Source organism: Zhihengliuella sp. (assembly GCF_031178195.1).
In the GTDB taxonomy this organism is placed as follows: domain Bacteria; phylum Actinomycetota; class Actinomycetes; order Actinomycetales; family Micrococcaceae; genus Zhihengliuella.
The window spans coordinates 52,085-71,820 of the sequence record NZ_JAPSJL010000010.1 but is presented as its reverse complement, the minus strand read 5'-3'; the positions used below and the strand labels follow the sequence as shown (position 1 = coordinate 71,820).

The 19,736-nt window shown below is 69.7% G+C and carries 13 protein-coding genes and 1 tRNA gene; 9 read left to right on the top strand and 5 right to left on the bottom strand.

What is annotated here, in order from left to right; all coding sequences use genetic code 11:
- Window positions 1–13: 13 nt before the first annotated feature.
- Window positions 14–86, bottom strand: a tRNA-Lys gene (locus RIN46_RS13090).
- 224 nt (window positions 87–310) lie between these two features.
- Window positions 311–781 (bottom strand): hypothetical protein, encoded by a 471-nt coding sequence (locus RIN46_RS13085; protein WP_309081957.1) that lies wholly within the window; start codon window positions 779–781, stop codon window positions 311–313.
- A gap of 122 nt (window positions 782–903) precedes the next feature.
- Between RIN46_RS13085 and ilvD the strand changes: the two genes are divergently transcribed.
- The 4 genes from ilvD to ilvC all read left to right on the top strand — a co-directional run bounded on the left by ilvD (window position 904) and on the right by ilvC (window position 6,384).
- Window positions 904–2,607, top strand: coding sequence for a dihydroxy-acid dehydratase (gene ilvD / locus RIN46_RS13080; protein ID WP_309081956.1), 1,704 nt, complete (start codon window positions 904–906; stop codon window positions 2,605–2,607).
- Between the two features lie 315 nt (window positions 2,608–2,922).
- Window positions 2,923–4,803: an acetolactate synthase large subunit gene (locus RIN46_RS13075; protein ID WP_309081955.1), complete on the top strand. Its 1,881-nt coding sequence runs from the start codon at window positions 2,923–2,925 to the stop codon at window positions 4,801–4,803.
- A gap of 3 nt (window positions 4,804–4,806) precedes the next feature.
- The gene (gene ilvN / locus RIN46_RS13070; RefSeq protein WP_309081954.1) at window positions 4,807–5,325 is read left to right on the top strand and encodes an acetolactate synthase small subunit; all 519 of its coding nucleotides are present in this window, start codon (window positions 4,807–4,809) and stop codon (window positions 5,323–5,325) included.
- Between the two features lie 33 nt (window positions 5,326–5,358).
- Entirely contained in the window at window positions 5,359–6,384 is a 1,026-nt protein-coding gene (ilvC, locus tag RIN46_RS13065) for a ketol-acid reductoisomerase (protein ID WP_309081953.1), read from the top strand.
- 131 nt (window positions 6,385–6,515) lie between these two features.
- Here the strand turns inward: ilvC and RIN46_RS13060 are convergent, their stop codons facing one another.
- Window positions 6,516–8,822, bottom strand: a complete 2,307-nt coding sequence (locus RIN46_RS13060) for a cell wall-binding repeat-containing protein (RefSeq protein ID WP_309081952.1) — start codon at window positions 8,820–8,822, stop codon at window positions 6,516–6,518.
- Between the two features lie 304 nt (window positions 8,823–9,126).
- Here RIN46_RS13060 and serA point away from each other — a divergent pair, with 304 nt between their 5' ends.
- From serA to metG, 3 genes are all read left to right on the top strand, one after another.
- Entirely contained in the window at window positions 9,127–10,722 is a 1,596-nt protein-coding gene (serA, locus tag RIN46_RS13055; RefSeq protein ID WP_309081951.1) for a phosphoglycerate dehydrogenase, read from the top strand.
- 206 nt (window positions 10,723–10,928) lie between these two features.
- Window positions 10,929–11,981, top strand: a complete 1,053-nt coding sequence (locus tag RIN46_RS13050) for a cell wall-binding repeat-containing protein (RefSeq protein WP_309081950.1) — start codon at window positions 10,929–10,931, stop codon at window positions 11,979–11,981.
- 181 nt (window positions 11,982–12,162) lie between these two features.
- A complete protein-coding gene (gene metG / locus RIN46_RS13045; protein ID WP_309081949.1) occupies window positions 12,163–13,719 on the top strand; it encodes a methionine--tRNA ligase in 1,557 nt (518 codons plus the stop codon).
- A gap of 223 nt (window positions 13,720–13,942) precedes the next feature.
- On the opposite strand, the gene RIN46_RS13040 is transcribed toward metG, so the two are convergent.
- The gene (locus RIN46_RS13040) at window positions 13,943–16,456 is read right to left on the bottom strand and encodes an FtsX-like permease family protein (RefSeq protein ID WP_309081948.1); all 2,514 of its coding nucleotides are present in this window, start codon (window positions 16,454–16,456) and stop codon (window positions 13,943–13,945) included.
- The gene (locus tag RIN46_RS13035) at window positions 16,453–17,280 is read right to left on the bottom strand and encodes an ABC transporter ATP-binding protein (protein WP_309081947.1); all 828 of its coding nucleotides are present in this window, start codon (window positions 17,278–17,280) and stop codon (window positions 16,453–16,455) included. Before RIN46_RS13035 ends, RIN46_RS13040 begins: the two co-directional genes overlap by 4 nt.
- A gap of 244 nt (window positions 17,281–17,524) precedes the next feature.
- On the opposite strand from RIN46_RS13035, the gene RIN46_RS13030 reads away from it, so the two are divergent.
- Together RIN46_RS13030 and RIN46_RS13025 are read left to right on the top strand one after the other, a co-directional pair.
- Entirely contained in the window at window positions 17,525–18,718 is a 1,194-nt protein-coding gene (locus RIN46_RS13030) for an LCP family protein (protein WP_309081946.1), read from the top strand.
- A gap of 41 nt (window positions 18,719–18,759) precedes the next feature.
- Window positions 18,760–19,734: a hypothetical protein gene (locus tag RIN46_RS13025; protein ID WP_309081945.1), complete on the top strand. Its 975-nt coding sequence runs from the start codon at window positions 18,760–18,762 to the stop codon at window positions 19,732–19,734.
- The last annotated feature ends 2 nt before the right edge of the window (window positions 19,735–19,736 follow it).

The following is a 19,736-nucleotide window of genomic DNA, read 5'->3' as shown; positions in this document are numbered from 1 at the left end:
CTTCGATATCCAGTGCGCCCCCCGGGACTTGAACCCGGAACCTACTGATTAAGAGTCAGTTGCTCTGCCAATTGAGCTAGAGGCGCATCTTGCTGCTGTTTCGGGCCCTTTTCGGCGCCCGTCGCGTTCGCAACGAGAAATAACAATACACACCCCCACGGGGGGCTGCAACTCGAACGGGCCGACTGAGGCGGAGTTCACATCGGGGCGGTCTTCCGGGTCTCACTAGGCCCGCCGGGGCTTCGTCCGACCGGGGCGATCGACGGCTGCGGCCGGGCCGCAGGGCACCGGCGGCGCCGAGTCCGCAGAGTTACTGCGGCTGCATCGTGACGAGCTCGAGTGCAGTCATGAACTCGTCCATGAAGCCCACGAACTCCTCCGCGTCCAGTGTCTGGTCGAGCAGGACGTTGCCGGACTCGGGGAAGACGGACTCCGGCACGGCGATGCTCGGCTGGGGGACCACCTCGAAGCGGAAAACACGGCCCGTGGACGTGCCGACCTCGAAGCCGCCGTCACGCACCTCGGCCAGATGGGACAGGTTGGTCATGTTGACGGAGATCGGCTGCTCGCGGGGGGCGAGGTCCGCGGGGCTCACCGGGGCGAGCACCAGCTCGAGCGGCTGGCGCCGGAAACCGACGATGAGACTGCCGCCACTGCCGGCGTTGCCAGTGGCGTAGACGAGGTTGTAGCTGCCGAAGTTGGGGATCTGGTGGTCGAATGCCTGGTGCAGGTGCGCCTTCAACGCCGCATCGCACAGTTCGGGGTCTTTGGTGGTGACCATGCGAACAGTCTATGGAGGGTCGCTGACAAAAATCTGGGTGTTGTGGAAAGAATTCACTGGATCGTTACGTGCCGGAGTCACGGGTTGGTCGGCCCAGAATCGGCAGGCCTAGAATCGCGGCTATGACGCAGGACTCCACCGTAGATATCAAGCCACGCAGCCGCGCCGTCACCGATGGCATCCATGCCGCCCCGGCCCGCGGAATGCTCCGCGCCGTCGGCATGGGCGACGACGACTTCTCCAAGCCGCAGATCGGCATCGCGAGCTCGTGGAACGAGATCACGCCCTGCAACCTATCGCTCAACCGTCTCGCCCAGGGTGCCAAGGAGGGCGTTCACTCGGGCGGCGGCTACCCGATGCAGTTCGGCACCATCTCGGTCTCCGACGGCATCTCCATGGGCCACGAGGGCATGCACTTCTCCCTGGTCTCCCGCGAGGTCATCGCCGACTCCGTGGAGACGGTGATGATGGCCGAGCGCCTCGACGGCTCCGTCCTGCTGGCCGGCTGCGACAAGTCGCTGCCGGGCATGCTCATGGCCGCGGCCCGCCTGAACCTCTCCTCCGTGTTCCTCTACGCCGGCACGATCATGCCCGGCTTCGCCAAGATGTCCGACGGCACGGAGAAGGAGGTCACGCTCATCGACGCCTTCGAGGCCGTCGGCGCGTGCGCGGCCGGAACCATGAGCCGCGAGGACCTCGACGCGATCGAACGGGCGATCTGCCCGGGGGAGGGCGCCTGCGGCGGTATGTACACGGCCAACACGATGGCCTCCATCGGCGAGGCGCTCGGCATGTCCCTCCCTGGCTCGGCCGCGCCGCCCTCGGCCGACCGCCGTCGCGACATGTACGCCCGCCGCTCCGGCGAGGCAGTCGTCGAGATGCTCCGCCAGGGCATCCGCGCCCGCGACATCCTGACCAAGAAGGCGTTCGAGAACGCCATCGCCGTCACCATGGCGTTCGGCGGTTCCACCAACGCCGTCCTGCACCTGCTGGCCATCGCCCGCGAGGCCGAGGTGGAGCTGACCCTCGAGGACTTCAACCGCATCGGCGACAAGGTCCCGCACCTGGCGGACATGAAGCCCTTCGGCAAGCACGTCATGTTCGATCTGGACAAGATCGGCGGCGTCCCGGTGGTCATGAAGGCACTCCTGGACGCCGGTCTGCTGCACGGCGACTGCCTCACGGTGACCGGCAAGACGATCGCGGAGAACCTCGAGGAGATCGCCCCCGGCCCGCTCGACGGCAAGGTCCTGCGACAACTCGACAATCCCATGCACAAGACCGGCGGCGTCACCGTGCTGCACGGCTCGATGGCCCCGGAGGGCGCCGTCGTGAAGTCCGCGGGGTTCGACGCCGACGTCTTCGAGGGGACCGCCCGCGTGTTCGAGCGCGAGCAGGGCGCCCTGGACGCGCTGGACCGCGGCGAGATCAAGGCCGGCGACGTCGTCGTCATCCGCTACGAGGGCCCCAAGGGCGGCCCGGGCATGCGCGAGATGCTCGCCATCACCGGCGCGATCAAGGGCGCCGGCCTCGGCAAGGACGTCCTCCTGCTCACGGACGGCCGCTTCTCCGGGGGCACCACGGGCCTGTGCATCGGCCACGTCGCCCCCGAGGCCGTCGATGGCGGCCCGATCGCGTTCGTCCGCGACGGCGATCGGATCCGCGTGGACATCGCCGCCCGGACCTTCGACCTGCTGGTCGAGCCGGCCGAGCTCGAGTCCCGCAAGGTCGGCTGGGAGCCCCTCCCGGCGCGGTTCACCACGGGCGTGCTGGCCAAGTACACCAAGCTCGTGAAGTCCGCGAGCGTCGGGGCCTTCTGCGGCTGACGCCGCAGGGGCAGGGTACGACGGCGTCCTCCGCCGGCCGCCGCGGTGCGGCTGAGGACGCCGTCGCGCCTGTTCAGCCTTTGGACGTCGTGTCCACGATACGAGACGGGGCGTGTGGCTCGTTGACACCCCCTGCTGGCAGGGCAAGACTGAGTGGCATGCAGAGCATCATCACCGTCCTACGAGTTACCGAGCGCGTGGCCTAGCCGCCGATTGGTCGGACAGGTGACGCGCTGAACCCCCACTGAAGCCCAGGAACTGCCGGGCCAGAGGGGTTTTTTTATGCGTGATTGCATCGAAGAGAAGGAAGAATCCATGACAAACGGACCCGACATCAGCCCGGCGCTGGTGGCCAGGACGGCCAGCCGCGCGAAGGATGTTGCTCCTGTCTCTTCCGCCGTGGAGGGGGCCAATCCCGTGCAGGGACCGAACAACGTCGTGCCCCCCACCGAGATGACTGGCTCACAAGCCATCGTTCGTTCACTGGAAGAACTGGGCGTCACAGACGTCTTCGGGTTGCCGGGCGGGGCCATCCTCCCCACCTACGACCCGCTGATGGACTCCAGCGTGATCAACCACGTCTTGGTCCGTCACGAGCAGGGAGCCGGCCACGCCGCCCAGGGCTACGCCATGGTCACGGGCGAGGTCGGCGTGTGCATCGCCACCTCCGGCCCGGGAGCCACCAACCTCGTCACCGCCATCGCCGACGCCCACATGGACTCGGTCCCGATGGTCGCCATCACCGGCCAGGTCAACAGCGCGGTCATCGGCTCGGACGCCTTCCAGGAGGCGGACATCGTCGGCATCACCATGCCGATCACCAAGCACTCGTTCCTGGTCACGGACGCGCAGGAGATCCCGCGCGTCCTCGCCGAGGCGTTCTACATCGCCGGCAGCGGCCGGCCCGGGCCCGTCATCGTCGACATTTCCAAGGACGCCCAGCAGGCGACGATGGAGTTCTCCTGGCCGCCGAGGATCGACCTGCCCGGCTACCGCGTGATCAGCAAGGGCCACTCGAAGCAGCTCCGCGAGGCCGCCAAGCTGATCGCCGCGGCGCAGCGCCCGGTCTTCTACGTGGGCGGCGGCGTCATCAAGGCGCACGCCTCCCGGGAGCTGCGCGAGCTCGCCGAGTTCGTCGGGGCCCCGGTCGCCACGACGCTGCAGGCGCGCGGCGCGTTCCCCGACTCGCACGAGCAGCACGTGGGCATGCCGGGCATGCACGGTGCCGTCTCCGCGGTCACCGCCCTGCAGCAGTCCGACCTGCTGATCACCCTGGGCGCGCGCTTCGACGACCGCGTGACGGGCGTGCTCTCCACCTTCGCCCCGAACGCGAAGGTGATCCACGCCGACATCGACCCCGCGGAGATCTCCAAGAACCGCGTGGCGGATGTGCCGATCGTCGGCGACCTCGCCGACATCATCCCCGAGCTGCTGGACGCCTGCCGCGCCCGCTTCGAGGAGTCGGGACGCCAGGACCTCGCCTCCTGGTGGAGCACGCTGAAGCGTCTGCGCGAGACGTACCCGATCGGCTACACGGAGCCGCACGACGGGCTCACCGCACCGCAGCACGTGATCCAGCGGATCGGGGAGCTGACCGGGCCGGAGGGCGTCTACGTCGCCGGCGTGGGCCAGCACCAGATGTGGGCTGCGCAGTTCGTCAAGTACGAGCGGCCGCACCAGTGGCTGAACTCGGGCGGCCTGGGCACCATGGGCTACTCCGTCCCGGCCGCCATGGGCGCCAAGGTCGGCAACCCGGACCGGGTGGTCTGGGCGATCGACGGCGACGGCTGCTTCCAGATGACCAATCAGGAGCTGGCCACCTGCGTGATCAACCAGATCCCGATCAAGGTCGCCGTCATCAACAACTCATCGCTGGGCATGGTCCGGCAGTGGCAGACGCTCTTCTACGACTCCCGCTACTCCAACACGGACCTGAACACCGGTCACGGCACGGCCCGCATCCCGGACTTCGTGAAGCTCGCCGACGCCTACGGCTGCGCCGGCCTGCGCTGCGAACGTCCGGAGGACGTGGATGCGACCATCGCCCAGGCGCTGGAGATCAACGACCGCCCGGTGGTCATCGACTTCGTGGTCAGCCGCGACTCGATGGTCTGGCCGATGGTCCCGGCCGGCGTCAGCAACGACCAGATCCAGATCGCGCGCGACATGACGCCGGACTGGGAAGAGGAGGACTAAGCCATGGCACGTCACACACTCTCCGTGCTCGTGCAGGACGTCCCCGGCGTCCTGACCCGCGTGGCCGGCCTCTTCGCCCGCCGTGCGTTCAACATCCACTCACTCGCCGTGGGCCCGACGGAGCACGAGGGCATCAGCCGCGTGACCGTCGTCGTCGACGCCGAGGGCGACCTGCTGGAGCAGGTCACCAAGCAGCTCAACAAGCTCATCAACGTGCTCAAGATCGTCGAGCTCGTCCCCGAGGCCTCGGTGCAGCGCGACCACATCCTGGTCAAGGTCCGTGCCGACGCCGTGACCCGGCTGCAGGTGACCCAGGCCGCCGACCTCTTCCGCGCCAACGTCGTCGACGTGGCGACCGATTCCCTGGTCCTCGAGGCCACCGGCAACGCCGAGAAGCTCAACGCGCTGCTCTCCGTGCTGGAGCCCTTCGGGATCAAGGAGATCGTCCAGTCGGGCACGCTCGCCATCGGCCGCGGTTCCAAATCCATGTCGGAGCGCGCACTGCGCTCCGTTTCCGCCTAGTTTCCCCCAGCCCCGCACTACCAAGGAGTTACTGTGACCGAGTTGTACTACGACGACGACGCTGACCTGTCGATCATCCAGGGCAAGAAGGTGGCCGTCATCGGCTACGGCTCGCAGGGCCACGCCCACTCGCTGAACCTGCGCGACTCCGGCGTCGAGGTCCGCGTGGGCCTCAAGGAGGGCTCGAAGTCCCGCGCCAAGGCCGAGGAGGAGGGCCTGACCGTCGGCACCCCGTCCGAGGTCGCCGCCTGGGCCGACGTCGTCGTCATCCTGGCGCCGGACCAGGTGCAGCGCCACCTGTACAAGGAGGACATCGAGTCCAACCTGAAGGACGGCGACGCGCTGGTCTTCGGCCACGGCTTCAACATCCGCTTCGGCTACATCCAGCCGCCGGCCGGCGTGGACGTCCTCCTGGTCGCCCCGAAGGCCCCGGGCCACACCGTGCGCCGCGAGTTCGTCGCCGGCCGCGGCATCCCGGACATCATCGCGGTGGAGCAGGACGCCACCGGCTCTGCCTGGGATCTGGCCAAGTCCTACGCCAAGGGGATCGGCGGCACGCGCGCCGGCGTCATCAAGACCACGTTCACCGAGGAGACCGAGACCGACCTCTTCGGCGAGCAGGCCGTGCTCTGCGGCGGCGTCTCCCACCTGGTCCAGGCCGGATTCGAGACCCTGACCGAGGCCGGCTACCAGCCGGAGATCGCCTACTTCGAGGTCCTGCACGAGCTGAAGCTCATCGTGGACCTCATGTGGGAGGGCGGCATCGCGAAGCAGCGGTGGTCCATCTCCGACACCGCCGAGTACGGCGACTACGTCTCCGGACCGCGCGTGGTGACCCCGGAGGTCAAGGAGTCCATGAAGGCGATCCTCGCGGACATCCAGTCCGGCGCGTTCGCCCAGCGCTTCATCGACGACCAGGACAACGGCGCCGCCGAGTTCCTGAAGCTGCGCGAGGAGGAGGCCGGGCACCCGATCGAGGCGACCGGCAAGGCCCTGCGCTCGCACTTCTCGTGGAGCCAGCAGGACGACGACTACACCGAGGGCAGCGCCGCTCGCTGATCCCCGGGTCCGGGACGGATGAACCGTCCGGAGCGAGAAGAGGGCCGGCCCCCGCTGCTACCGCAGCGGGGGCCAGCCCTCTTCTCGTGCACCCGGCGCGATGTCCCGACGGGGTCGGCCGGTGGAGGAGGTCAGTAGCAGGGAGACATCCGTCCGACGGCGTTGGTGAGCACCCCGGTGCCGCCGACCATGGTGGCGGTGGCGACGTCCGACTCCACGATGTCCGTGCGGATCGCCAGCGGTACACACGTGGGGTGGGTCAGGTACAGCGGGGCGCGTCGCGTGCCGGCGATCGCCGCCGCGGCGAGTGCATCCGGGAAGTCCCGGCCGGTGGCGAAGTAGACCCGGGAGGCGTAGTCCACGAGCCCGGAGTTCAGCTTCCGCGCGGTCTCGTACCGGTTGCTGCCGTACACGCGGCTGGGGGAGTAGGCGCGCAGCGAGGTGGCGATGCCGCTGGAGACCACGGCCGGCCCGCCGACGATGACTGCCTTGTCCACGCCGAGGCCACGCAGGACCTGCTGGGTCTCCGCGTTCGCCGTGGAGTCCCTGCCGGGGACCAGCATGACGATCGCGCCATATGAGCCTGCCAGCGCCGAGGCGGCGAGAGCGTCCGGGTAGTCGAGCCCGGTCGCGATGTAGGCGCGCGAGGCCGAGGGGAAGGCACCACGCACGACGGCGGCCGCCGTCGAGTACCGATCGTCGCCGCCGTGCCGCACGACGTTCGACGTGTAGCGCTTGAGCTGGCTCACCACCGTATTGGATATGGCCCCGGTCCCGCCGACCACGACGATCTTCCGCGGGTTCAGCCGGTCCACCTCGGCGGCGATGGGGCCGGGCAGCCCACCCGGGCGGGTCAGGAGCAGCGGGGCGCCCTGTCGCGCAGCGGCCGGGGCCGCGACGAGCGCATCGGCGTAGTCCGCCCCGGTGGCGACGTACACCGTGCGGGCGCCGCTCGGGTAGGCCTGCTTCGACGCCGCCACGGAGGTCGTGTAGCGGTCGTCGCCTGCGATCCGGTAGGCCCCGACGCCCGTCTGGCCGGACGCCTCGTTGGGCATCCAGGCCTTCGCGCCCGTGCGCACGGTTCCGAGGTAGTTGTAGATCAGGCCCGGACAGGTGGTGTAGCCGACGTCGCGGTGCCCGAAGACGCGGGGGAGTGTCACCGTGGCGCCGTCGTCGTGCTTCTGACTGCCGCGGCCGGCCACGAGCCGCACCGTCCCGGTGGGGTCGTAGCCCCAGTAGGCCGCCTGCCAGCCGGCGATCTGCTGCAGGGAACGGACCACATCGGACGAGGGCTTGGCGTTGGTGTAGTCGCCCATGACGGAAACGCCGAACGTGTCGCTGTTCCAGCCCGCGGCGTGGGTCGCGACGCGGGAGACGCCCAGTCCACCGCCGCGGCCCTCGTAGATGTTGCCCCACTTGTCCACGAGCATGTGGTAGCCGATGTCGCACCAGGTGGGGTCCTTGGCCATGTGGAAGCGCTGGATGCCGCGCAGGATCCCCGGCACCTGGGAGACCGTGTAGCTGTTGGTGCCGGCGGTGTGGTGGATGATCGTGGCGTACTTGCGCTCGCTGTTGCCGAGATCGCACACGGGTGCGGCGGCGCCCCAGGACGAGCGCGTGATGACCCGGTTGAGGACACTGCTGGAGGAGCTGGGCGCGGTCCGCACGGCGGCGCGTTCGACGGCGAGCGTCTCCATCGCCGTCGCGGTCGCCGTAGGCTCCGCGGCGGGCTCGACCGCCGGCGAGGGGGAGTCGGTGCCGCCCTTGCCCTCGGTGATCTCGCGGTCGACCGCGGTCTCGGGGGAGGAGTAGGCCACGAGCTCCAGCTCGGAGCCGAAGTCCGGGTTGGTGGCGCGGGCCTCGACGGCGGTGGCCCGGACGAGGGCCACGGGGTCGGAGGACCCCGCCTCTTGCGGCTGTGCGGCGCCGGTACCGGAGTCGGCGTCGTCGTCGGGCAGCTCCTGCCACTCGCTCCACTCGCCGTCGACCCTGGCCCGGTACTCGGCCTCCGGGTTCGGGCCCTGCCAGGTCGCGCCGACGACGGAGGCCTGCGCAGGATCGAGGTCGAGTGAGGCGACCGCCCGCGCGGCCACTTCCTCGACGGCCGCGTGGACCTCGGCCTGCGGATTCGCGGGCCCATCGGGCAGTTCGGCCTCGACGGCCGCCGGGTCCGGGACATCCGGCGCGCCTTCGGCGGGCGCAACGGGTGTGCCGTCGCCCTCGGACGCCGGGGCCGAGGGAGAGGGCAGGGGAGCGGACGGCGAAGCGGCGGGAGCCGGCGCTGCGCCGGCCATCGCCAGCGAGACGGAGAGCGCTGCGGTCAGTGCGGCGGTCGCGAGGGACAGGAGCGGTCCGCGGGTGGCGGGCGGGCCGGAGGTGGCGTTCTGAGGCGCCATGGGGAGACTCCAGAGATAGACGAAGGGAGTGGCGATGGCCACAACCTTTATTCTGCCTGCAAGCCGCCTCGGAATGGTCCTCGGTACGGCGCGTCGGCATGTGGCACCCGCCATGGCGGGCGTGGGGATTCACCCACCGGAAGACTAAGGAATGGTGCAGGTAAAGGGAAGGGCCGGCGCGCCATGGCGGCGGTGGGCTGCGCGGCGGAGACTGCCGACCTGTAACAGTGCGGAGCGGGGTTCGGAGGCGGGGCGGCCCCCGCATAGCCTAGATTCGGCAGACCTGTGCCCTCAGCCCGGTCGCCGGTCGTGACCGCATCCCACACTCAGAGAAGGTGCCACCGCAGTGTCAGAGAACAAGCCCGTCGTTCTGCTCGCCGAAGAGCTCTCGCCCGCAACAGTCGAGGCCCTCGGTCCGGACTTCGAGATCCGCCAGACCAACGGTGCCGATCGATCTCAGCTGCTCGAGGCCATCGCCGACGTGGACGCCATCCTGGTCCGCTCCGCCACCAAGGTGGACGCCGAGGCCATCGCGGCGGCAAGAAACCTCAAGGTCATCGCCCGCGCCGGCGTGGGCCTGGACAACGTGGACATCAAGTCGGCCACCCAGGCCGGCGTCATGGTCGTCAACGCCCCGACGTCGAACATCATCTCGGCCGCCGAGCTCACGGTGGGGCACATCGTCTCCCTCGCGCGGCGCATCCCGGCGGCCAATGGCGCCCTGAAGAACGGTGAGTGGAAGCGTTCCAAGTACGCCGGCGTCGAGCTCTACGAGAAGACGGCCGGCATCATCGGCCTCGGCCGGATCGGTGCCCTCGTTGCCGCCCGTCTGCAGGGTTTCGGCATGAAGGTCGCCGCCTACGACCCCTACGTCACCGCCGCCCGGGCCCAGCAGCTCGGCGTGCAGCTGATGGATCTCGACGAGCTCCTCGCCGCCAGCGATTTCATCACCATCCACATGCCGAAGACCCCCGAGACCCTCGGCATGCTCGGGGCCGACGCCTTCGCGAAGATGAAGGATTCCGCCTATGTCGTCAACGTGGCCCGCGGCGGCCTCGTCGACGAGGAGGCCCTCTACACGGCGCTGAAGGAGGGCCAGATCGCCGGTGCCGGCATCGACGTGTTCGTCAACGAGCCCAGCACCGATCTGCCGTTCTTCGAGTTCGAGAACGTCGTGGTCACCCCGCACCTGGGCGCCTCCACCGAGGAGGCCCAGGAGAAGGCCGGCATCTCGGTCGCCAAGTCCGTGCGCCTGGCGCTGGCCGGCGAGCTCGTGCCCGACGCCGTGAACGTCGCCGGCGGCGTCATCGACGAGAATGTCCGCCCGGGCATCCCGCTGATCGAGAAGCTCGGCCGGATCTTCACGGCGCTCACCGAGGACTCGCTGGTCAGCCTCGACATCGAGGTCGCCGGCGAGATCGCCAGCCTCGACGTCAAGGCGCTCGAGCTGGCCGCCCTCAAGGGCATCTTCACCGACGTCGTCTCGGAGCAGGTGTCCTACGTGAACGCCCCCGTGCTCGCCGAGCAGCGCGGTGTCGCGGCGCGCCTGATCACCACCAGCGACTCCCCGGAGTACCGCAATGTCCTGAATCTGCGCGGTGCCACCAGCGACGGCAAGGTCCTCGCCGTCTCGGGCACCCTGACCGGCCCGAAGCAGATCGAGAAGCTCGTCGGCATCGACGGCTACGAGATCGAGATCCCGATCGCCGAGCACCTCGTGGTCCTGCGCTACGAGGACCGCCCGGGCGTCGTCGGCGCCCTCGGCGCCGTCCTCGGGGAGCGTGGCGTCAACATCGTGGGCATGCAGGTCTCGCCGAGCGCGGACAGCGCCGAGGCGCTCGCGATCCTCACCGTGGACGACGCGCTCCCGGAGGGAACCCTCGAGCAGGTGCGCACCACCGTCGGAGCGACGTTCGCGCGCGAGGTCGACCTGACGGACTGACGCCGGCGGGCCCGGCCCGTACAGGACGACGGCGGGGCGTCACCCACGCGGCTGCGGCCGCGGAGGTGGCGCCCCGTACCGTTGTTCTACAACGTTTCTGCATCGGCCGCTGAAACGGTTGCTCCGGGTGGTATCTTTCTGCTCATCACACCATTTCGGGTGACTCTCGCTCGCACTCATCAGGTGCATTCACGAAGGGGACTCTTATGTCCTTGACTTCCTCCGCGCCCGCTTCCGGGCGCGCCCGCGTCCGCCGAACCGTCGCCGCCGGTCTTCTCGCCGCCGCCCTGACGGCCACGGCCGTGCCGGCGGCATCCGCCGCCCAGCCGGCCGCTGTGCCGCCGGGTGTCGAGGTCGACCGGCTTGGCGGGAGCAACCGCATGAAGACGTCCGTGGAGATCTCCAAGACCTACTTCCCCGGGGGCTCCAGCGTCGTCTACCTGGCGACGGCACACGACTTCGCCGATGCACTGGTCGCCGGTCCGGCGGCGGCCACGGAGGGCGGACCTGTGCTGTTGACGCCCGCCGGCGCGCTGGACCCCACGGTCGCCGAGGAGATCAAGCGCCTCGCGCCGTACAAGGTAGTCCTCGTGGGCGGCGAAGGTGCCGTCAGCCAAACCGTGGCGGACTCCGTCGCAGGAATCGTCGGAGAGAAGGCCGTGGAGCGCGTCGGCGGCGACAACCGGTACGAGACGGCCGCGAACATCGCCCGCTCCGTCTTCCCGGAGGGCGCCGAGGAGGCTTACCTGGCCACCGGCCTCGACTACCCCGATGCCCTGTCCGCAGCGCCCCTCGCCGGTGCGCTCGAGGTGCCCGTGGTTCTCGTCCGGGGAACCAGCACGAGCCCCGACGCGGAGACGGTCGCCCTCCTGGACGAGCTCGGGATCTTCCAAGCGTCCCTGGTGGGTGGCAACGGTGTCATCTCCGCTGGGTTCCAATCCGGACTCGAGGCCGACGGCATCGACACCTTCCGCTACTCGGGCAAGGACCGCTACCACACCAACCTCCTCGTGAATCGGGAGCTGCTCGGCATCTCGCGCGAGGTGATGCTCGCGACGGGTATGAACTACCCCGATGCTCTGGCCGGAGCTGCCTCGGCGGGCTGGCACGCTACGCCGATCTACCTCTCGCGTCCTACGTGCGTTCCCGCGGCCTCGCTGAAGGACATCCTGCATGCGGACGCCGGCGTCGAACTGGTGACCCTGCTGGGCGGCGAGGGCGTGCTCTCGCAGAAGGTGGCGAATCTCGAGTCCTGCTGATCTACAGCAGGGGTGCCTCCCCGCACGGCGGTGCCGGGGAGGCGCTGGCGCCCATTCTGACGGTGGGAGCCGAGAGACGAACGGCGAGAGCCGGCACGGCGTCGACGACGCGGTGCCGGCTCTCTTCACAGCCGGCCGCGCACCGCCGGGGAACCGCCGTCCATGCGGTAAATTCTCTTGGGTGACTTCCACCGAGCAGCCCCCCTTCTACATCACCACGGCGATCTCCTACCCCAATGGCGAGCCCCATATCGGCCACGCCTACGAGGTCATCGCCACGGACGCCATGGCCCGGTTCAAGCGGCTCGACGGGCACGACGTCTTCTTCATGACGGGTACCGACGAGCACGGCCAGAAGATGCTGCAGACGGCCCAGCGGATGGGACTCTCCCCGCGGGAGCTCGCCCAGCGCAACTCCGACGCCTTCCAGCAGATGAACGACGAGCTCGGCACCAGTTACGACCGCTTCATCCGCACCACGGATCCGGACCACATCGACGCCGCCCAGGAGATCTGGCGGCGCATGGAGGCCAACGGGGACATCTACCTGGACAAGTACGCCGGGTGGTACTCCGTCCGGGACGAGGCCTTCCACTCCGAGGAGGACACCGAGGTCCGCGAGGACGGCGTCCGCTACGCCAAGGAGACGGACACCGAGGTGACCTGGACGGAGGAGGAGTCCTACTTCTTCCGGCTCTCCGCGTACCAGGACAAGCTGCTGGACCTCTACCGCAGCCAGCCGGACTTCGGCGCGCCCCGTTCCCGGTTCAACGAGGTCATCCGCTTCGTGGAGCGCGGCTTGGATGATCTCTCGATCTCGCGCACCACGTTCGACTGGGGCGTGCCCGTCCCGGGCAACGAGAAGCACGTGATGTACGTGTGGGTGGACGCGCTGACCAACTACCTCACCGGCGCAGGATTCCCGGACGTCGAGTCGGCCAGTTTCCGGAAGTACTGGCCCGCCGACGTCCACGTCATCGGCAAGGACATCTCCCGCTTCCACGCGATCTTCTGGCCCGCGTTCCTCATGTCCGCCGGACTGGAGCTGCCCAAGCGCGTCATGATCCACGGCTTCCTGCACAACAACGGCGTCAAGATGTCCAAGTCCCTCGGCAACACCGTGGCTCCCGCGGACTTCGTCGAGAAGTACGGTCTGGACCAGATGCGCTACTTCTTCCTGCGCGAGGTCCCGTTCGGGGCAGACGGCAGCTACAGCCACGACGCGATCGTCGGGCGCATCAACTCGGACCTGGCAAATAATCTCGGCAACCTGGCGCAGCGCTCGCTGTCCATGGTCAAGAAGAACTGCGCCTCGTGCGTCCCCGAGCCCGGGGAGTTCACGGACGCGGACCGCGCGATTCTGGATCTGGCCGGCCGGCTCCTGGAGACCAACCGTGATTTCTACAGCCGCCAGGAGTTCAGCCGGGCCCTCGAGTCGGTCTGGCACGTCCTGGGCGAGGCGAACGCCTACTTCGCGGACCAGGCGCCGTGGGTGCTGCGCAAGACCGACGTCGATCGCATGGGCACGGTGCTGTACGTGACGCTGGAGGTCGTGCGGCGCGTGGCGCTGCTGGTCCAGCCGGTCGTGCCGGAGGCGGCCAGCCGGCTGCTCGACGTGCTCGGCCAGCCCGAGGGCGCCGCCCGCATGTTCGCGGCGTTTGACATGCCGCTCGAGCCGGGCACCGAGCTGCCGGACCCGGCGCCGGTCTTCCCGCGCTACGAGGAACCCGCGGCCTGAGCTGACCGGACACGCGATCGCGCGGGACTGCGGCGCGCTGAGCCCAGCCCCTGACAGAGGGCACATGACAGAGCGCACATGACAGAGGACGACGGCGGTAGGTTCCCTACCGCCGTCGTCCTCTGTTCTCTGCGCCTGCTCTGGGCGCCGTCCCCGGTTCTCAGCCGAGTGTGCAGGCGTGGCCCCGGCACGGAGTGCGCGGGGGCCACGCCACGCTCTGCCGTTACTCGGTGGCGAGGCCCGCCACCGGCGAGAGGCGGGCGGCTCGGCGTGCCGGGACCACGGAGGCCAGCAGTCCGGCGCAGACCGCCACGGCCAGGACGGCCGCCAGCTGGACCCACGGGAGGTCCACGATCACCTGGGTGAGGAAGCCGAGCGCGGACTGCGTGCCGAGCAGCCCGTAGGCCGTGCCGAGGCCGAGGCCGATGAGGGCGGCCACGCCAGCGATCAGGACCGCCTCCAGTGCCAGCATGCCGCGCAGCTGACGGGTGGTTAGACCGAGGGCGCGCAGCAGGGAGTTCTCCCGGGTGCGCTCCAGAATGGACAGGCTCAGCGTGTTCGCCACGCCGATCAGCGCGATCAGCACGGCGACGGCCAGGAGGCCGGTGACCACCATGAGCAGCATGTCGATCACCGTGGTGAACATCTGCCGCTCGATGAGCCCGCCGCCCACGGAGTAGTCCTCCACACCGAGTGCCGCGGCGATGATGCTCTGCAGCTCCTGGGCCCCGGCGACATCGAGCGAGTCGCTCGCATCCGCCCAGAGGATCGCCGGCAGGTCAGCCGGGGAGGGCTGCCCAGCGACGGTGACCGCCGTATCCCAGCTCGCGGCCGTGTTCGCGGTGACGAGCGGGACGAAGGCATCGACGTCGGTGGGGCGCACGGTCAAGGAGTCGCCGGCGACGGTGGCCTCCTTCACGACCGTCTCGTCGAAGGCGGTGTCCGGCAGCAGGATCTCGCCCTCGGCCGGGACCAGCGACGGATCGTTCAGAACCGCGCCTAGGGCCTCGGGATCGGCGGCGTAGACAGTGCCGTACTCGGAGTCGGCCACGGGAACGAGCCGGACGGCGTGCTCGACGCCGTCGACGGCCGTCAGGCGGTCCGCGGCGTCGGCACCGAAGGGGGCCGCGACGCCGTCGTGCTGGACCGTGACGTCCACGGGGTACTCTCCGGCCAGGCCCTGGTCGAACGTCGCCTTCGCGGACTGTGCCCCGACGAGGATCATCGAGACCAGGGTGACGCCGATCAGCAGCGCCGTGGCCGTGGCCGTGGTCCGGCCCGGGTTCCGCACGGAGTTCAGGGCGGCGAGCTTGGCCGGCACACCCGTACCGGAGACCAGGCGGCCCACCGCCGAGACGGCGGGCGGCAGGAACAGCGAGCCGATCATCAGGATGCCGATGAAGGAGACGAATCCGCCCGCGAAGGAGACCAGGAGGTTCGCGTTGACCGCGCCGAAGGCCAGGAGCGCGGCGCCGAGGAGCACGCCGAGCCCGCCGAGGACGAGCCGGGCCCTGCCGGCACGGTTGCGCACGGAGGCGCCGTCGGCCGGGCGGAGCGCAGCCAGTGGAGCCACGCGGGTGGCCTGGCGGGCCGGAATCCAGGCGGCCAGGATCGTCATGGCGGTGCCGACGCCAAGGCCGATGAGAACGCTCGAGGCGGGGACGGAGAGCACCGCGAACGCCGTGCCGGGCAGGGTCGCCACGTAGGCGATGAGACCGGACATCACGCCGATGGCCAGCAGCACGCCGAGCGCCGAGGCGACGACGCCGATGATGACGGACTCGAGCACCACCGCACCGCGGATCTGGCGGCGGGCCGCGCCCAGGGTGCGCAGCAGCGCCAGCTCGCGGGTGCGCTGGGTGACCAGGACGGAGAACGTGTTGGTGACCACCAGGCCGGTGACCACGAGCGCCACTAGGGCGAAGACCAGGAGCACCACAGTCAGCTGGTCGGAGCCGCCGGAGAGCGACGCGACGTCCTGGACGGTCTGCTCGGCTGCGGTGAGGACCTGCGGGTGCTCCACGCCGGCGGCGCGGAGCACGCCGGCTACCTCGTCGGCCGTTGCACCGGCGTCGACGCCCTCGGCCAGTTTGAGCTGGAATGAGTTGGCGCCGGTCGCCCCGCCGAGCGCCTCCTGGAGGCTCGCCGGCGTCACGACCACCTCCGTGAAGGCGCCCATGGCCGGGTTGGCGCTGACCTCGGTCAGACCTGTCACCCGGTAAGCGACCGGGGCCGGCTCCTGCTCCCCGGTCGGAATCGCGAGGGAGACGGTGTCCCCGACGTCGATCCCGGCGCGCTCCGCCGTCGCGGTGTCCACCGTCAGCTCGTGGGGCGAGTCCGGGAACTCTCCTTCCGCGAGCTCGGTGCTGCGGAAGTCGGGGGTGTCCGGCACGCTGTGCAGCCTGGACTGGAAGGTCGAGTTGCCCGAGCCGAGCCGGGCACCCGCGCTGAGGTCCGATTGGACGTCGCGGACGGAGTCCAGTCCCTCCACCTCGGCGAGGATGCCGGGGTTGTAGGGCGCGTCAGGGACCTCGCCGGTGTAGGCGTCGAAGTCCACGGAGGCGATCAGGTCGGCGTGCTTGTAACCGGCGCCGATCGACTGCTGGAGGGACGCCGTGGCACTCGAGCCCACCATGAGGGTCGCGGCGAGGAACGCCGTACCGATCATGACGGCCAGCACGACGGCGATGTAGCGGCGCGCGTAGCTGCGCACGTTCGCCCAGGCGAGGGTCATCATGCGCCAGCCCCCCGGGCGTCCGCCGAGCGCGCGGCAGCGGCGTCGTCGTGCTGGGTGGTCAGCCGCGCGAGCGCGGCGGCGATCTCCTGCGGGGTGGTCGCCGGCACGCGGCCCTCGAGCCGTCCGTCGCGGACCAGCACGATGTCGTCCGCGTAGCTCGCGGCGACGGGGTCGTGGGTCACCATGATGATGGTCTGGCCGAAGTCGCGGACCGAGGCGCGCAGCAGCGAGAGGACCTCCGCGCCGGTCTGCGAGTCGAGGTTGCCGGTGGGCTCGTCGCCGAAGACGACGTCGGGACGCGTCAGCAGAGCGCGGGCCACCGCGACGCGCTGCTGCTGGCCACCGGAGAGTTCGTGGGGCTTGTGCCCCAGCCGCGGGCGCAGGCCGAGGGTGTCGATCACGGTCGCGAACCACGCCTTGTCATGCTTCCGTCCCGCGAGCTGCAGGGGCAGGAGGATGTTCTGCTCCGTGGTGAGCGTCGGGACGAGGTTGAATGCCTGGAAGATGAAGCCGACCTTGTCCCGCCGCAGACGCGTCAGCTCGGTGTCCTGCAGCCCGGTGATGTCCACGTCGCCGATGACGATCTGCCCGCTCGTCGCCGAGTCGAGTCCGGCCAGGCAGTGCATGAGGGTGGACTTGCCGGAGCCGGACGGACCCATGATGGCGGTGAACCGACCCACGGGGAAGTCGATGTCCACTCCGGCGAGGGCCTCCACCTGCGTGGCGCCTGTTCCGTAGACCTTGGTCAGGCCGCGCGCGCCGACGGCGATGGCCGGCGCGGGCCGGGTCGAGTTCTCGAGTGTCGAGGGCATGTGTGTGCTCATGATGACCACGTTATTTTCCGGCCCTGGCCCCGCACATCGTCCCACCGGCGCGAACTCGCCGCCGCCGGCTCACCCCCCGGGATGAGACGAGCGGGTTGCTGGGCTGAGGGACGGACCGGCGGACGGGCCGAGGGGTCGCGTCGTGGTTCCTGGTAGGCGGCCCGGGGCGGGGTCCCGCCGGGGAGCGGGGCAGAGCCCTGCGTCGAGGGACAGTGAGCCACGTGGACGATGGCAGGATGGTGCCATGAGAGTTCTGCCACGCCGGCTGACCGGACGAGACGCCGCTGGCCCGCCGCTCGCCGTCCTCGTCGTGGCGCTGGCCGGTTCGCTGGCGCTCGCCGGCTGCTCGTCGCCCGAGCCCGAACCCCGGCCCGCGCCGACGACCACGTCGACGACCACGTCGAAATCGTCGTCGACTCCCGCGCCTGTCGTCGACACGGGGGACATGCCGGCGGCCCTCGCGGACCTGGCCGTCAACTGGTACAGCGGGGGAGACGTCGCCAGCGGGGCGCTCGCCGTGGAGGCCGCCGCACAGCGCGAACCGGCGCCTGGCGGAGTGGCGGTCGAGGCGACCGTCGGCGCCTGGAACGAGCAGAAGCTCGCGGTCCTCACAGCCGGGGACGACGTCACGCTGGCCGTCGCCGGACCGGACGGGTGGAGCATCGTCGGGGGCTGGTGGCCCAGTCTCGGGATTGAGGAACCGGTCCTCGGCGATCAGCGGCACGTCCTGCTGATCGGCTCCGACGCTCGCGAGAAGGAAGGCCAGAAGATCGACCGGGCACGCGGCGACGCGCTGCAGCTGCTCGGGGTCAACGGGGCGGGCGGCGCCGGCATCGTGGGCATACCGCGCGACCTCTGGGTGCCGATCCCCGGAGGCGGAACCGCCAAGATCAATTCGGCCCTGCTGCAGGGTGGCCCCGAGGCCCAGGTGCAGGCGGTGGCCGACGCGACCGGGATCCAGCCCCAGGGCTACATCCTCACCGGGTTCGAGGGATTCAAGTCGATCGTCGCCGACCTCGGCGGCCTCACGCTGGAGGCCCCGGTGCCCGTCAAAACTGTCCCGGAGGGAACATCGACCCTCGACCCGGACGACGCGCTCATGTTCGTGCGCGAGCGGAAGACGCTTCCGGGCGGGGACTTCGACCGCAGCTTCCACCAGGGCGTCGCGCTGCTCGGCTTCGCGGTCCACGTCCTGGGCACCGGTCCCGCGGCACTGGCCGAGTCCCTGACGCTGGTCGATCCGCACGTCCAGACGAACCTCACCGCCGAGGAGGCGCTGACGTTCGCCGCGTGGACCTACCGACTGGATCTTCAGAAGATCGGCCACGACGTTCCGGAGGCACCCTACGGCCGCAGCGCCGACGGCCAGTCGATCCTCGTCTACGACGACGGTGTCCAGGCGGTCTTCGACGACTTCGCGGACGGTGCACTAAAGTAGCCGGGATCGTGTGACGTCCGGTACGGAGGGGGAGTATGGCAGTGGAGGCTGAGAAGCTGGTCAAGGATTATGCGGCATGGCGGGTCCCGGTCCACGAGTGGGGGTCACCGACAGAGTTCCGGGCGGCGGGGTCATTGCCGGACGGGGTGCACGCGATCCGGTTGGAGAGCGGACTCGTTCTGGATCTCTTCCTTCGCGGGAACCCGCTGACGGATAGCTCCCACGCCCATGTGCTGACTTTCCTGGCCGGCGCCGTCACGGGGAGAGGGTCCAAGGCGGGGCCCTTCTTCAGTGGCCTCGGGATCGCCGGTGGGCTCGATATGCCGGTTGTAGCTGTCGCCGATCCGGGTGTGGACGTCGACGCTGCCGTCAATCTCGCGTGGTACACGGGCCGCCTGCAGGACGGATTCCAGGCCGAATTGGCGTCGGTCCTCGGAGGGCTGGCGGAGAGAGCCGGACGGCCCCTCCTGCTGGTCGGTGGTTCAGGGGCCGGGTTCGCCTCGCTGGCGCTCATGGAGGAGCTCGCCGAACGCGCCTCCGGGCTGGTCTGGAATGCCCAGACCGATGCCTTGCGGTACCACCCCGGTCCTGTGCGGACGTACCTCAGCAAGGTCCTCGGACTCGCTTCCTCCGTCTACACCGGCCCGGACTGGATTCAGAGCGTCGAGGCGCGGATCAATGGCCGGATCCAGACGCGGCTCGACGGCGCCGCGGCCGTCGGAGCCAGTGCGGGACTGCTCTACCTCCAGAACTGGAGCGATTGGCATCGCGAGAACCATCTCGAGCCGTGGCTCGAGGGCGCGGAGTGGGATCGGCAGGATGGCCCGGGCCATGCCCGGGTCTTCAGCCGCGACGAGAGTCACGCAGTGGCGGTGGCGGATTTCGCCGAAGGACACCTTCCGCCCGACGCCGAATTGCTCTCCGAGCTCATTGTCCTGCTCCAGACAGGCCGGCAGTCACAGCGCTCGCTGGCCGGCGATCTGGCCGACCGTTTCGGGGCTAAGGCCACAACCTGATC